The 12,835-nt window shown below is 40.5% G+C and carries 15 protein-coding genes; 12 read left to right on the top strand and 3 right to left on the bottom strand.

The annotated features are described in order from the left end of the window. Positions 1-61 precede the first annotated feature (61 nt). Genes thiM through COJ96_RS19150 form a run of 9 tightly spaced genes read left to right on the top strand, consistent with a single transcriptional unit; the run spans position 62 to position 7,369 of the window. Positions 62-874, top strand: coding sequence for a hydroxyethylthiazole kinase (gene thiM, locus COJ96_RS19110; protein WP_098575386.1), 813 nt, complete (start codon positions 62-64; stop codon positions 872-874). Positions 875-888: 14 nt separating this feature from the next. Then, positions 889-1,707: a bifunctional hydroxymethylpyrimidine kinase/phosphomethylpyrimidine kinase gene (gene thiD / locus COJ96_RS19115; protein WP_098575387.1), complete on the top strand. Its 819-nt coding sequence runs from the start codon at positions 889-891 to the stop codon at positions 1,705-1,707. Next, a complete protein-coding gene (thiE, locus tag COJ96_RS19120) occupies positions 1,704-2,357 on the top strand; it encodes a thiamine phosphate synthase (protein WP_098575388.1) in 654 nt (217 codons plus the stop codon). Before thiD ends, thiE begins: the two co-directional genes overlap by 4 nt. A gap of 3 nt (positions 2,358-2,360) precedes the next feature. Continuing rightward, positions 2,361-2,873 carry an energy coupling factor transporter S component ThiW gene (gene thiW / locus COJ96_RS19125; protein WP_098575389.1) on the top strand — a complete coding sequence of 171 codons (513 nt, stop codon included), beginning with the start codon at positions 2,361-2,363 and terminating at the stop codon, positions 2,871-2,873. Positions 2,874-2,891: 18 nt separating this feature from the next. After that, positions 2,892-4,175 (top strand): acetylornithine deacetylase, encoded by a 1,284-nt coding sequence (locus COJ96_RS19130; RefSeq protein ID WP_098575390.1) that lies wholly within the window; start codon positions 2,892-2,894, stop codon positions 4,173-4,175. A gap of 4 nt (positions 4,176-4,179) precedes the next feature. Beyond that, the gene (gene tenA / locus COJ96_RS19135) at positions 4,180-4,851 is read left to right on the top strand and encodes a thiaminase II (protein ID WP_098575391.1); all 672 of its coding nucleotides are present in this window, start codon (positions 4,180-4,182) and stop codon (positions 4,849-4,851) included. A 7-nt stretch (positions 4,852-4,858) separates the two neighbouring features. Then, positions 4,859-5,593, top strand: coding sequence for an ABC transporter ATP-binding protein (locus tag COJ96_RS19140; protein ID WP_098575392.1), 735 nt, complete (start codon positions 4,859-4,861; stop codon positions 5,591-5,593). After that, positions 5,583-6,356 carry an ABC transporter permease gene (locus COJ96_RS19145; protein ID WP_098575393.1) on the top strand — a complete coding sequence of 258 codons (774 nt, stop codon included), beginning with the start codon at positions 5,583-5,585 and terminating at the stop codon, positions 6,354-6,356. The genes COJ96_RS19140 and COJ96_RS19145 overlap by 11 nt, the downstream gene beginning before the upstream one ends. 17 nt (positions 6,357-6,373) lie before the next feature. Next, the gene (locus tag COJ96_RS19150; RefSeq protein WP_098575394.1) at positions 6,374-7,369 is read left to right on the top strand and encodes an ABC transporter substrate-binding protein; all 996 of its coding nucleotides are present in this window, start codon (positions 6,374-6,376) and stop codon (positions 7,367-7,369) included. A 53-nt stretch (positions 7,370-7,422) separates the two neighbouring features. On the opposite strand, the gene COJ96_RS19155 is transcribed toward COJ96_RS19150, so the two are convergent. Next, positions 7,423-8,157, bottom strand: a complete 735-nt coding sequence (locus tag COJ96_RS19155; protein ID WP_098575395.1) for a protein-glutamine gamma-glutamyltransferase — start codon at positions 8,155-8,157, stop codon at positions 7,423-7,425. Between the two features lie 441 nt (positions 8,158-8,598). Here COJ96_RS19155 and COJ96_RS19160 point away from each other — a divergent pair, with 441 nt between their 5' ends. After that, positions 8,599-8,799, top strand: coding sequence for a cold-shock protein (locus COJ96_RS19160; protein WP_026567057.1), 201 nt, complete (start codon positions 8,599-8,601; stop codon positions 8,797-8,799). Between the two features lie 255 nt (positions 8,800-9,054). After that, positions 9,055-9,894 carry a hypothetical protein gene (locus tag COJ96_RS19165; RefSeq protein WP_098575396.1) on the top strand — a complete coding sequence of 280 codons (840 nt, stop codon included), beginning with the start codon at positions 9,055-9,057 and terminating at the stop codon, positions 9,892-9,894. Between the two features lie 840 nt (positions 9,895-10,734). On the opposite strand, the gene COJ96_RS28800 is transcribed toward COJ96_RS19165, so the two are convergent. Further along, positions 10,735-10,893: a hypothetical protein gene (locus COJ96_RS28800; RefSeq protein WP_180230183.1), complete on the bottom strand. Its 159-nt coding sequence runs from the start codon at positions 10,891-10,893 to the stop codon at positions 10,735-10,737. 197 nt (positions 10,894-11,090) lie between these two features. On the opposite strand from COJ96_RS28800, the gene COJ96_RS19170 reads away from it, so the two are divergent. After that, on the top strand, positions 11,091-12,461 hold the full coding sequence (locus tag COJ96_RS19170) for an MATE family efflux transporter (protein WP_098575397.1): 1,371 nt from the start codon (positions 11,091-11,093) through the stop codon (positions 12,459-12,461). Positions 12,462-12,580: 119 nt separating this feature from the next. Here COJ96_RS19170 and COJ96_RS19175 read toward each other — a convergent pair whose 3' ends face one another. Beyond that, positions 12,581-12,778, bottom strand: coding sequence for a hypothetical protein (locus COJ96_RS19175; protein WP_098575398.1), 198 nt, complete (start codon positions 12,776-12,778; stop codon positions 12,581-12,583). Positions 12,779-12,835: the final 57 nt, after the last annotated feature.

A 12,835-nucleotide genomic window follows, 5' to 3' on the forward strand; every position in this document is an offset into this window, starting at 1 on the left:
CACTCCAATCAACAGAGTGCCAAACACAGCCTATTTTATAAAAAGAAATGGAGAGATTACAATGGAAAAAATTAATTTATATGAAACGTTGGAAAAAGTAAGAGAGGTAAACCCGCTTGTACATAATATCACTAATGTCGTGGTAACGAATTTTACCGCGAATGGGCTGCTCGCTTTAGGCGCTTCGCCTGTGATGGCGTATGCTGCTGAAGAAGTGGCGGAAATGGCTAAGATTGCTAGTGCACTGGTTTTGAATATTGGTACCTTAAACCCACAAACGGTGGATTCGATGATTATTGCCGGAAAAGAAGCCAATGAATCCAATGTACCGGTCATCTTTGATCCGGTTGGTGCTGGGGCTACCACGTACCGAACGGAAACTGCGCAACGAATCATGAGGGAAGTCAATGTTTCAGCGATTCGGGGAAACGCGGCTGAAATTGCAAATGTCCTGGGTGAAAAGTGGGAAATTAAAGGTGTTGATGCGGGGTCGTCAGCGAATGAGGATATCGTGAGCCTTGCGATCAAAGCAGCAGAAACTTGGAATTGTGTGGTCATCATCACAGGAAAAGTGGATGTCGTTTCAGATGGCGAGACTAGCTATCTTGTTAACAACGGCCACCCAATCATGACAAAAGTGACCGGTATGGGGTGCTTGTTAACCTCAGTGATTGGGGCGTTTGCAGGAGTGGAGAAGGACCTGCTTAAAGCTTCCGTGGGAGCTTTAACATACTATGAGGTTGCCGCTGAAAAGGCAGCTGCGAAAACAGCTGAAAAGGGAACAGGAAGTTTCCAAATCGAATTCTTAAACCAATTATCACTTGTTTCAAATGAGGATATCAATCTTTATAGTTCTTTCAAAAAAGTTAATTAAGTGGGGTAATTTAAATGAAAAAAGCATTAACAATTGCAGGTTCAGATAGTGGCGGCGGGGCAGGAATACAAGCCGACATAAAGACATTTCAGGAATTAGATGTATTTGGAATGTCGGCGTTAACAGCAGTAACAGCCCAAAATACATTAGGAGTTCACGGAGTTTATCCAATGTCGAGAGAGGCAGTGGTCAAGCAAATCGAAGCTATCGGCTCGGATATTGGTGCCGATGCCGTGAAAACAGGAATGCTTTTCAATGCTGAAATCATCGAGGCGGTTGCCGCTCAAATCAAGATTTTTGGTTGGGAGAATGTAGTGATTGATCCAGTTATGATTGCCAAAGGTGGCGCATCACTGCTGCAAATGGAAGCTATTTCTGCCATGAAAAAATGCTTGTTGCCAGTTTCCAAAGTAATTACACCGAATATCCCGGAAGCAGAAGTCCTAACGGGGGTGACTATTCTGACCTTAGAGGATAAACAGGAGGCCGCTAGAAGACTCCATGATTTAGGTGTGAAACACGTTGTGATTAAAGGCGGTCACGATGAAAATCAATCCGAGTCGACTGATTTATTGTTTGATGGGAAGGAATATTACACCTTTACAAGTCCTCGAATTGATACAAAGAACACACATGGTACAGGTTGTACTTTTTCGGCAGTAATTACCGCAGAACTTGCTAAGGGTGCGACTGTTTATGAAGCCGTTTTGACAGCGAAAGATTTTATTCAAGCTGCGATTGAAGATCAATTGGAAATTGGTCAAGGACATGGACCTACGAACCATTGGGCGTATGGAAAAAGAAACCTTGTAAAGGAGCTACCCGTGTCATGATTGATTTGAGAGAGGCGTTACGTGTTTATTTTATTATGGGCAGCAACAACTGTTTGAAAGAACCCGTTGAAGTATTAAAGGAGGCAATTTCAGGAGGGATTACGCTTTTTCAATTTCGTGAAAAAGGGGAAAGTGCACGAACTGGTTCTGAAAAATATGCACTGGCAAAAGAACTCCAAACTCTTTGCAGAAACCATCAAATTCCTTTCATTGTGAATGATGATATCGACTTGGCTGTGGAGATTGATGCAGATGGTGTTCATATCGGGCAAGAAGATGAATCGGTAAAAATGGTACGAGAGAAAATCGGTGCGAACAAAATTCTTGGGGTATCCGTCCATACGACAGAAGAAGCCATGGCAGCGATCCAAGAAGGAGCAGATTATTTTGGAATTGGCCCTGTGTTTCCGACAAGGACAAAAGCGGATGCCAAGCCATCACGAGGGACGACACTGATTGAAAAGCTAAGAAATGAGGGTTGTGAAATGCCGATTGTTGGCATCGGCGGGATTACAATCCAAAATGCTCGGTCCGTGATTGATGCGGGGGCAGATGGAGTTTCTGTAATTACGGCTATAAGTCAGGCAGAATCCCCTGTGGAAGCTGCGAAAGCATTAAGAAATAGTGTGATGTTTAAAGGGGTGGTCTAATCCGTGAATAAGACTCGCAAATTGACGTTGACAGCCATGATGATTGCGATTGGAACACTTACAAGTAACCTATTCTATATTCCAATCGGTTTTACAAAGGTCTTTCCTATTCAACATTTTATGAATGTCATATCAGCGGTGTTGTTAGGACCTTATTATGCTGTCGCTCAGGCCTTTGGTGTTTCATTGCTTAGAAATTTGTTGGGAACAGGATCGCTATTTGCCTTTCCGGGGAGTATGGTGGGAGCCTTGCTCGCCTCACTATTATTCTGGAAAACTAGAAAACTATATCTAGCTCTTATTGGTGAAGTAATAGGGACAGGAATCCTTGGTGCCATGCTTTCTTACCCTATAGCTACTCTTTTCCTTGGTCAAAAGGCAACATTATTTGGATTTATTCCCTTATTTATTTTCAGCTCGTTTGCAGGGGCGCTGCTAGGGTTCCTTATTTTAACTGTTTTTTTAAGAAAGAAAGTATTGATTGTTAATGAAAATGACACAACCATCAGGAATTAACGATAAGGGCGTGAACAAATGAAAGAGGATCTGCTTGGTAAAATCTCACAAGAAGTAGAAGCGAGAGAAGCGGAATTAATTGAATTGTTGTCGACACTCATTGCTTTCCCAACGGAAAGTCCTCCTGCGCGGAATACGAATGAGGTGCAGGATTTTATAAAAGGATATTTAGAAGATCTGGGATTTCACACTGATAAGTGGGATGTCTATCCGAGAGATCCTAATGTCGTAGGTGTTTTACTAGGGGAATCCCCTGATCAATTTAATAGTTTAATTGTAAATGGTCACGTGGACGTCGCTGAAGTGGGGGATTCTACAGCGTGGAAGGAGTCTCCATTTTCAGCATACTGCAAAGATGGCCATATATATGGACGTGGTGTCGCTGATATGAAGGGCGGACTTGCAGCATCACTGATTGCGATTAAACTTTTAAAAGAACTGGGAATTTCACTTCAAGGCAATCTTCAATTTCAATCTGTTATTGGCGAAGAGGTTGGGGAGGCAGGTACCCTGGCATGCATGGAAAGAGGTTATACCGCTGACTATGCGGTTGTGGTAGATACCAGTGATTTACATATTCAAGGGCAGGGCGGCGTAATTACGGGATGGATTACCATTCAAAGCAACGAGACCTACCATGATGGAATCAGAAGGAAGATGATCCATGCTGGTGGCGGCGTTCAAGGGGCAAGCGCGATTGAGAAAATGATGAAGATAATTGCTGGACTTCAAGAGTTAGAACGTCACTGGGCAATTACCAAAAGCTATGAAGGCTTTCCTCCTGGTACCAATACGATTAATCCCGCGGTGATTGAAGGTGGACGCCATGCAGCATTTGTGGCTGATCACTGTACGCTTTGGGTTACTGTTCATTTTTACCCAGATGAAGACTTTGAAGAGGTCATTAAAGAAATCGAAGAGCATATTGGAGCAGTTGCAGCTGCAGACCCCTGGCTTCGTGACAATCCGCCGCAATTTGTGTGGGGTGGAAAATCGATGATTGTCGACAGAGGCGAAATTTTCCCTTCATTAGAAATAGATACTGAACATCCAGGAACGAAGCTATTAGCGAACTCCTTTGAAAAATTATTATCGGCAAAGCCAGAGGTTGGGATGTCCACCACGGTTACAGATGCAGGTTGGCTGGGACGTGCCGGTATTCCAACCGCCATTTTTGGACCGGGTAAATTAGAAGAGGCACATGCCGTGAATGAGAAAGTTGAAGTTAGCCAATTATTAGCTTTTACAAAAGTGTTAGCCGTTTTCATCGCTGAGTGGTGCAACACGAGAAAGGGGCAGTAGGGGAATGAAATTTACCCAAAGACTTTTTGAAAAAGTAAGTGATATTTGGGGCAAAACCCATCAACATCCATTTGTTGTCGGGATGGGCACAGGGGAGTTGCCGGTTGAGTCATTTATTCGCTATATGAAACAGGATTATGTGTATTTAATTGATTATTCGAAGCTATTTGCTTTGGGGGCTGTTAAAGCAACAGACGTGGAGACGATGGCGGCATTTGCGAAACTATTGGATGAGACCTTGCATGGAGAGATGGATTTACACCGGCAGTATGCAGAGAGGTTTGGGATTACCGCTCAACAGCTGGAGGAAACCACTCCAACGCCAATCAACTTAGCCTATACCAGATATATGCTCAATGTTGCTCAAACTGGATCATTAGCAGAACTAGTATCTGCTCTCTTGCCGTGTATGTGGAGCTATTGGGAGATTAGCAAAGTGCTAGCAAGTAACTATCCTGATGCTATCGATCATCACCTCTATGGAGATTGGGTGAAAATGTACTCTTCTGATGAGTTTGGTTCATTAGCAACTTGGCTTATTGATGTATTAGATCGGTTGGCAGAGGGAAAACCAGAGCGGGAGTTAGCCATCTTAGAAGAACATTTCCTGACAACATCTCGGTTTGAATACATGTTCTGGGATATGGTTTATCAGGGAGGCGAGTGGCCTGTCTAACTCGACGATGTTATCCATTCAAGGCCTCTCTTATTCTTTTGAAAAAGAAAAGCCCATTTTTCAAGGACTTACCCTTGATGTGAGGCGAGGAGAATTTGTTTCCGTTATTGGTACCAGCGGATCAGGTAAAAGCACACTTTTCAAATTGGTAACTGGTTTACTGGAGCCAAATCAGGGGGACATTCTGTTTGATGGTCAAAAGACCGGTAAGAGATTAGGAAGAGTTGGGTACATGCCGCAAAAGGATTTGTTGTTACCATGGAAAACCGTTTTAGAGAACGTGTTATTACCACTTGAGATTACAAAGGAGCGTAAACAAGCGAGATTGCCAGAAATAAAAGAGTGGTTAGCGCGGTTTGGTTTAGCAGAATATGAAAGTTCCTATCCATCCGAGCTATCAGGGGGAATGAAGCAGCGTGTTGCTTTTTTAAGAACGCTGATGACGGGAAAGGAACTTCTATTATTAGACGAACCCTTTGGTGCTCTTGATTCGATGACAAAACGAAAGATGCACAAATGGTTATTAGGACTGTGGGGGGAATTACAAAAGACGGTCTTGTTTATTACTCATGATCTTGAGGAAGCGATTTTATTAAGCGACAGAGTGTATGTGCTGCAAGATACGGGAATCAAAGAACTTAAAGTCAATCTGCCGAGGCCAAGAAGTTCACAGCTAATCTATCAATCTGAGTTTTTAACGATGAGAAAAGAATTGGAGATGCTGATTCACAATGAAAGCTAGTTTGAAAAGATGGACAGAAGAGTACGGTTTGTTTTTGTTGGTGGTCCTCCTGCTTATCAGTGGATGGGAATGGGCAGTTAGGCAGGCCGTGATTCCGTCATTTATTATGCCTGCTCCTTCAGCCATTTGGGGGGCATTGCTAGAAAACAAACAGCTGTTGTTTGAAGAGCATTTGCCCGCAACCCTCAAAGAAGTTTTGATTGGTTTTGGGCTCTCCGTAATCGGTGGATTGATACTTGGAGTTGGAATGCATTTTTCACGTTCAATTGAAAAGGTCCTTTACCCGTTCCTTGTGATCTCACAGACGGTGCCGCTTATTGCTATTTCACCGATTTTTATTATGTGGTTTGGTTATTCGATTTGGAGCAAAATTGCCGTGACCATTTTAACTGCTTTTTTTCCAATCGTCGTGAGTACGTATGATGGCTTGAAAACAGGTGGAAATGAATATCGTGAATTATTGTTAACGATGGGAGCGAGCCGCTGGACCATTTTTAAAAAAATTCAACTGCCAATGGCGTTGCCCGCGATTTTTTCAGGCTTGAAGTTGTCTGTCGTATATTGTGTCGTCGGAGCGACGATTGGTGAATGGCTGGGTGCAAGTGAAGGTTTAGGATATTTTAGCCGGAGAATGTCTGGTAACTTACAAGCAGATTCCGTTTTTGCATCAATATTCCTTTTATCGATGTTGGGAATCTTGTTATTTCTATTAATTGGTTTATTGGAAAAACAGGTATTAAAAAATAAAAATCGTTACAACTAGAGAGGAAGAACGTAAAAATGAAAAAGAGTTTTTTGATTCTGGTAAGTCTATTGTTACTTATATTAAGTGCTTGCGGGAAAGAAACAGCCGAAAAAAGTGGCAGTTCGAAAGATAAGGTTCAAAAAGTAAGCTTAATGCTGGATTGGTATCCAAATGCGGTTCATTCGTTTCTATTTGTTGCTGAGGAGAAGGGCTATTTTAAAGAACAAGGATTAGATGTTGATATCCAAATGCCAGCAGATACCAATGATCCGCTTAAACTAGTAGCAGCTAATCAAATCGACATGGCGATGAGCTATCAACCACAGGTCCTCGTGGCACGCAGTGAGGACATCCCTGTTCAATCATTTGGTGCGATTGTCCGTCACCCGCTAAATCAACTTATGGTGCCTGCGGATGGGCCGGTTCAATCCCCTAAAGATTTAGCGGGGAAAACGATTGGCTATCCATCGATTCCGTTGGATGAAGCGATCGTAGGAACGATGGTGAAAGCCGATGGTGGAGATGATAAAAAGGTAAAAATGGTGGATGTTGGCTGGGATCTTATTCCTGCGATGGCGACGAAAAAAACGGATGCCCTAATCGGCGGCTATATTAACCATGAGAAATTATTGTTAGAAAAAGAAGGCCATCCAATGCGTACCTTAAATCCTGCTGATTACGGTGTGCCAGATTATTATGAATTAGTATTGGTCGCAAGTGAGAAGGGATTAAAAGACAAGCCAGAGTTGTTTAAAAAGTTTATGGCTGCAATCACCAAGGGGCAAAAATACGTTCAAGATCATCCTGAAGACGGTCTAACGACCTTAATGAACCATGAAGATAAAACATCACCACTAGAGAAGGATGTCGAAACAAAAAGTTTAGAAATCCTCCTCCCGCTAATGGACGCCAAAGAAAAACCATTTGGCTACCAAGACCCGCAAACATGGGAGAAAACAGCCCAGTGGCTAAAAGACAACAAAGTCATCAAAGAAACCGTCAATGCAGAGGATGCTTTTGTAAACTATTGATTTGGCATTTTATTAAGCAAAAGACTGACCGCTGCTTTATGGCAGCGGTCTTATTATGATTGATATATGTTAGACAAAACGGGTCTAGTAATAAGGTTCATGAGATAGGCAGGGATCCGAGCGTTGGGCTTTCTTTTTTTATTTAGGAAGGAAATGATGGTATCAGCCTTTTTAATCCCGACTCCATGGCCATAGTATTGGTCTTCAGCCATGAAAATCACATTTTCGGCACGCCAATGGGATTCATTGGGATTGACGTCTGGATTATTAAAATGCACGATATCACCGGGGATGAAATCATCCCCATATTTTTGGGTAAGCCTTAAATCGTTATCAAATTGCCAATCCAATAAGAGAAGGCCGTCAAAAAGGAGGTTAAACCTTCTGCTTCCAATGGTATAAAGGGCAGCAAGATATAAGACAATCGCAATTCCTGTTGAACAATCAAACGCATAAAGCTTTCCATTCTTTAAGACATCAAGAAGGGCTTCCGTGGGGCTTACATTTGGCTTTATGAGGAAACCGCCATTATTTAATCGAGTCCAATACTTTTTATTGCAAAAGGCATATTCAAAGGTCGTAAACTGTACCTTACTATTATTAAGGTCTCGTGCGGCCTTTAGTGTATTTGTTCGAAACAGCAGCACAAATTCCAATTGACTAATTGACTGGTACTGAAAAATTTCTTTGGATTTGTCCATTCTAGTAATGATGTCTTTCTGTTCTTTTGTTGTAAGGATGTTACTGAGATCGTCCACGTGAATCGTTTCCTGATTAATTTTAATCATTTCTATTCACCTCATTCCTTCTACAACAACTCCTTCTTAAAAGTATGAAACTACCACCCTAATGTTTACAACAATTGAAACAATTGATTTAGTTTGGATGCAATTTTTTAAAAATTATTATATGTACGCATCTGTCTTTAATGTTTTTACTTATATTAAAATAATTTTTAGACTGATTTTTCTAGGAAAATTGAACGTTTAATTCAAATCTTTGGCACCACAAGGACAAAAGGTTAGGGCAAATTACCTACAAAATTTTACAATAGAAATAATAATTTCCTTGAATGCATTTGCATTGTGTACAACCTTCTGTTATAGTAAGGGAGAATTATTTTTGTTGGTCGGTAAGGAATAAAAGGCGTAACTGCTTTTTGTCTGGAAGATTTGAACAAGGGTAGTAATTTTATTGTGTGCACAGCACACAGCAGGAGGATACAACAAATGGAACAAGGTAAAGTTAAATGGTTTAATGCAGAAAAAGGTTTTGGATTCATCGAGCGCGAAGCTGGAGACGACGTATTCGTACACTTCTCTGCTATCCAAGGCGAAGGTTTCAAATCTTTAGACGAAGGTCAATCAGTTACGTTTGAAGTAGAACAAGGCCAACGTGGACCACAAGCTACTAACGTACGTAAAGCATAATCTAAACCACATAAATGTACTGAAAAGGCTCTCTTTTAGAGCCTTTTTTTAATTTCTTACGGCTGTGTTAAAGGTTAATGCTGATTATTGACTCCTGTTGATTGGGAGTGGAAGGCACGAAGACTCCNNAGACTAGTTTAACACAGCCTTTCTATAAAAGAATTGGGAAAAGGAGTGGAAAAGCCCTTTTCCCTTTTTTATTGTCATACTTTAAAATATAATGAAACTACCTACATAACGGAAGGAAGTGGCAGGATGATCATCCAGCGGCCTCAATTGGAGCAATCTGAATTAACAAAGTATATTCCACCAAAAGGTGACTATGAATCGTTTCGTGACAACGACCATTATAAAGAGAAATTGAAGGAATGGGGATTATCCTCTGCGCGCGAAGCGAAAAAAGAATTCTGGTACAAGGATCGAAATTATCAGCGCCTGGTGACTATTAAGGGTTACGAAACTTATGGAAATGCAATGGACATTAACACCCTAGTGATTGAGTTCCAAGACGGAAATCTTACATGTATCCACCCCGCTTATTTAAAAGAAATGCAGCAATCAAGCTTTGGAAAAGAAAGCTTATTAACTTTTGATGAAAAAGAAACGCCTGACAAAGATGGTTCACCAGCTGAGGTGAATATACTTGGTGAGGTCATGACAGAAGATACATCTACAGCGGCAGAAAAACCTGTTAAACGGGAAGCGGCACCAAAAGCAGCAAAAGCGAAGGAACCAAAACCGAAGAAAGCAAAGGCTCCTAAACTTGATCTCCCGGTTGATAAGGTGCATTTTACGGCTAGCGTCAAACAGTTCGCACTCGTTTACAATCCATTTAATGAAGAAAATGATGAGGTGGTCGTCCTTGAAAATGTACAGGTCGTCTCAGAAGAAAATCCTCTTGAAGTCGGATTAGCCTGGTGCAGCCATAGCAAGACACTCAAAAAGTTTGAACTGGCTATCGGTGATGAGCTTGAATTTGATGGGAAGGTGGCTGCCAAGAAACTTGGAAAAGGGAAAGATGTGGAAGAAGAATTTTTAGTGGATGTTCCTGTTTTGTATAAAGTCAATAATCCGTCGAAAATCGTAAAGAAATAGGACGCTCTTCCTAGAGGTCCTATTTTTATCAAGTTATTATGGGAAATAAATCTCTAACTGCTCCATATCCTTCCATAACAAGAAGTAATTTTGAAAATGATTGTTTCTAACAATGGTTTCATAATAACTTAATGGGATGGTTAAGAATATCCCATCCTTCTTTAAAAATATTAGCTAGTCATTTCGTATTTGGTGAGAATAAAAGTGAAAGCCATCTCTCTTCCACAAATAATCTTCCTCATCATAGTAGTTTAGAATCACTTGCCGATCGGAGTAGCCCTTAAAAAAATCTATCCTTCGTTTGTATTTCCATTTCTTATCGCCTACTCACTTTAAATTATGAACTAAGACTAGTTTATAAAAATAATTGGTTTAAAGTGATGATAGAAATCACGTAAAGAGAAGTCTATTAAAAAAAAGCAGAAATCTTGTCCTTAATCGAGTTACCAGCGAAGGTAAGATAAGCGGAAATTTTCCGGTTATCTTAAGAATGGAGCTCGTATGGGGGTAAATAAGGGGAGGATTTCCGACTATGCAAAGCAAAATCCCTCATTTTTGAATTTTTCGATTCAATAGGCGGAATCTCTCCGTCTATTTAAGCTTATTTTAAGGATAATTACCATTTAAGCGGAATTTTTCCGTCTATTTACCAGCGGGGGAAGTTCGGGTGTTTAACCTGATCCCCCAACCGATAGGTGCGGACCCTCTGACAAGCCGGGTGGCCTTGGAAAAGTGGTTGGTCATTAAATAAATTGACTTCATTTAATTATTTCTAGGGGTAAGTGTAAAAAGGGAATTGCTGCGGCATTCCCTTTTTTTTTCGATAAAGGATATGTTCTTTTAATCGCGCATTGCTCCTGCCTCACGGGATGTCATGGCACCTTGTCCTTGGCTTACATCTTTTTGAATTTCTTGTTTCACTTTTTGTACATCCGTTCCTGCAAATTCGGGTTGCATAATGGAACCTAAATTCTCTTTTGTTTGTTGATCCTGTTGCATACAAAACCTCCTCAGTTTTTGGTGTAACCTTCTTATTTTTTACATCCACCCTCATTTTATTTAAAAAAATAGGAACATTCTGAATGTGTTTTTATAACATGGTCTCTTTAATGGCTCTCCAAATTAAATGAGGAATATTCATCCAATATAGAGTATAATGAAGGTTCGGATTTTTATTTTTCAAGGAGAATCTATATATGAAGCAAACCTTTACCTTAAAGGAAAAAACAAAGCAAATATGTATCTTGTTAATTCCAATCTTAATTACACAGCTTGGCATGTTTTCGATGGTGTTTTTTAATACAATTATGTCGGGGAAGTACAACTCTACGGCGTTAGCTGGAGTCGCGATTGGCTCCTCCATTTGGAGTCCCATTTTTACTGGGATAAGCGGGATTCTTCTTGCTGTTTCACCCATTGCCGCCCAACGCTTTGGGGAAAAAAAGAGCCATGAAGTTGCATCCGTTGTGAAGCATGGAATTTATCTTTCAATATTGATTGCGCTAGTAGTTATCCTCTTTGGATTTTTTTTGTTAGACCCTATTTTAGACAAAATGAATCTAAATGCTGGTGTTCGAGATACTGCTTTTCATTACCTAATCGGACTTAGCTATGGAATTCTGCCATTATTTATTTTTAATGTACTACGATCATTTATCTATGCCCTTGGCAAAACACGAGTCATCATGATCATCATGCTTTTGTCGCTGCCATTGAATTTCTTTTTAAACTATGTGCTCATTTTTGGAAACTTAGGCTTCCCAGACCTTGGTGGGGCGGGGGCAGGTTATGCAACCTCAATAACGTACTGGGGGATTATGGTAATGACTGTGTTTATCGTCAGAACCAAAGAACCTTTCTCATCGTACCCGATATTTGCCGATTTCAAAGAATTTTCGTGGGATAAATGTAAGGAGATACTAAAGATCGGCGTGCCAATGGGCCTTTCAACGTTCTTTGAAACAAGCATGTTCGCAGTGGTTACGATTCTATTAAGTAAGTTTAATGTCACCACGATTGCTGCCTATCAATCAGCCTTAAATATCGTTTCCTTTTTGTATATGATACCAATTAGTATTTCGACAGCACAAACGGTTCTTGTTGGATATGAGGTAGGGGCTCGTCGCTATAAAGATGCGAAACAATACAGTTGGCTGGGGATTTATTTAGCGATCTTGATTGCGGTTGTCACCGGTTTATTTGTCGTGGTTTTCCGATATCAAGTAGCAGGTTTTTATTCGAATGAAACTGAAGTAATTAATTTAACGGCCAATTTCTTAATCTTTGCGTTGTTTTTTCAAATTTGTGATGCGATTCAGGCTACGGCACAAGCAGCCTTAAGAGGCTATAAAGATGTCAACCTAGCCTTTATTATGACATTAATCGCTTATTGGTTAATCTGTCTTCCGGCAGGATACCTGCTTGCCCATTACACGGGGCTGGGAGCAAGAGGCTACTGGCTCGGGCTAACTTTCGGCCTCCTCGCCGCAGGAATAGCCCTTTCCATTAGACTTATCTACATCCAAAAACGGAAATTTGTCAACAAAGCAGTTAGTAGTAAAGTGTGACCAATTGAAACGAAAAAAATGTAAGGGTGTTCTTGCCATTACATTTTTTTGCTCTACGATATTCTTCTAATCTTAAAAATGATGACGCCATTCTATGAAGAATGACGTCTGTTAAAATATCAATATAGTTTTTTTAGATTAAATAGTTTAGAGAAGAAAGTTTGATTTTTATCAGTAATCTTTAATTCTTCCATAATTAGTTTTTCTTGATTGGTATTAATCCATTTTTGTAATTCTTGCTTGTCTTTACAAAGCGTATAATATGTTTCTCCACCTTTTCCAAGTGCGTTGACAACATATCTACAAGTGTTCGCCATAATGTCCACCTTTAAATAAGATTAGTTTCATATATGGATTATAACAGGCTTCAAAAA

This window comes from Bacillus sp. AFS073361, from assembly GCF_002567005.1.
Taxonomy (GTDB): domain Bacteria; phylum Bacillota; class Bacilli; order Bacillales; family Cytobacillaceae; genus Neobacillus.

What these genes read in the sequence shown, in the direction of transcription:
- COJ96_RS19165 (WP_098575396.1), top strand. Translation starts at nt 9,055, where the DNA reads ATGATCATCCAGCGGCCTCAATTGGAGCAATCTGAATTAACAAAGTAT.
- COJ96_RS19150 (WP_098575394.1), top strand. Translation starts at nt 6,374, where the DNA reads ATGAAAAAGAGTTTTTTGATTCTGGTAAGTCTATTGTTACTTATATTA.
- COJ96_RS19155 (WP_098575395.1), bottom strand. Translation starts at nt 8,157, where the DNA reads ATGATTAAAATTAATCAGGAAACGATTCACGTGGACGATCTCAGTAAC.
- thiM (WP_098575386.1), top strand. Translation starts at nt 62, where the DNA reads ATGGAAAAAATTAATTTATATGAAACGTTGGAAAAAGTAAGAGAGGTA.
- thiE (WP_098575388.1), top strand. Translation starts at nt 1,704, where the DNA reads ATGATTGATTTGAGAGAGGCGTTACGTGTTTATTTTATTATGGGCAGC.
- COJ96_RS19140 (WP_098575392.1), top strand. Translation starts at nt 4,859, where the DNA reads ATGTTATCCATTCAAGGCCTCTCTTATTCTTTTGAAAAAGAAAAGCCC.
- COJ96_RS28800 (WP_180230183.1), bottom strand. Translation starts at nt 10,893, where the DNA reads ATGCAACAGGATCAACAAACAAAAGAGAATTTAGGTTCCATTATGCAA.
- COJ96_RS19170 (WP_098575397.1), top strand. Translation starts at nt 11,091, where the DNA reads ATGAAGCAAACCTTTACCTTAAAGGAAAAAACAAAGCAAATATGTATC.
- COJ96_RS19130 (WP_098575390.1), top strand. Translation starts at nt 2,892, where the DNA reads ATGAAAGAGGATCTGCTTGGTAAAATCTCACAAGAAGTAGAAGCGAGA.
- COJ96_RS19175 (WP_098575398.1), bottom strand. Translation starts at nt 12,778, where the DNA reads ATGGCGAACACTTGTAGATATGTTGTCAACGCACTTGGAAAAGGTGGA.
- COJ96_RS19160 (WP_026567057.1), top strand. Translation starts at nt 8,599, where the DNA reads ATGGAACAAGGTAAAGTTAAATGGTTTAATGCAGAAAAAGGTTTTGGA.
- thiD (WP_098575387.1), top strand. Translation starts at nt 889, where the DNA reads ATGAAAAAAGCATTAACAATTGCAGGTTCAGATAGTGGCGGCGGGGCA.
- tenA (WP_098575391.1), top strand. Translation starts at nt 4,180, where the DNA reads ATGAAATTTACCCAAAGACTTTTTGAAAAAGTAAGTGATATTTGGGGC.
- COJ96_RS19145 (WP_098575393.1), top strand. Translation starts at nt 5,583, where the DNA reads ATGAAAGCTAGTTTGAAAAGATGGACAGAAGAGTACGGTTTGTTTTTG.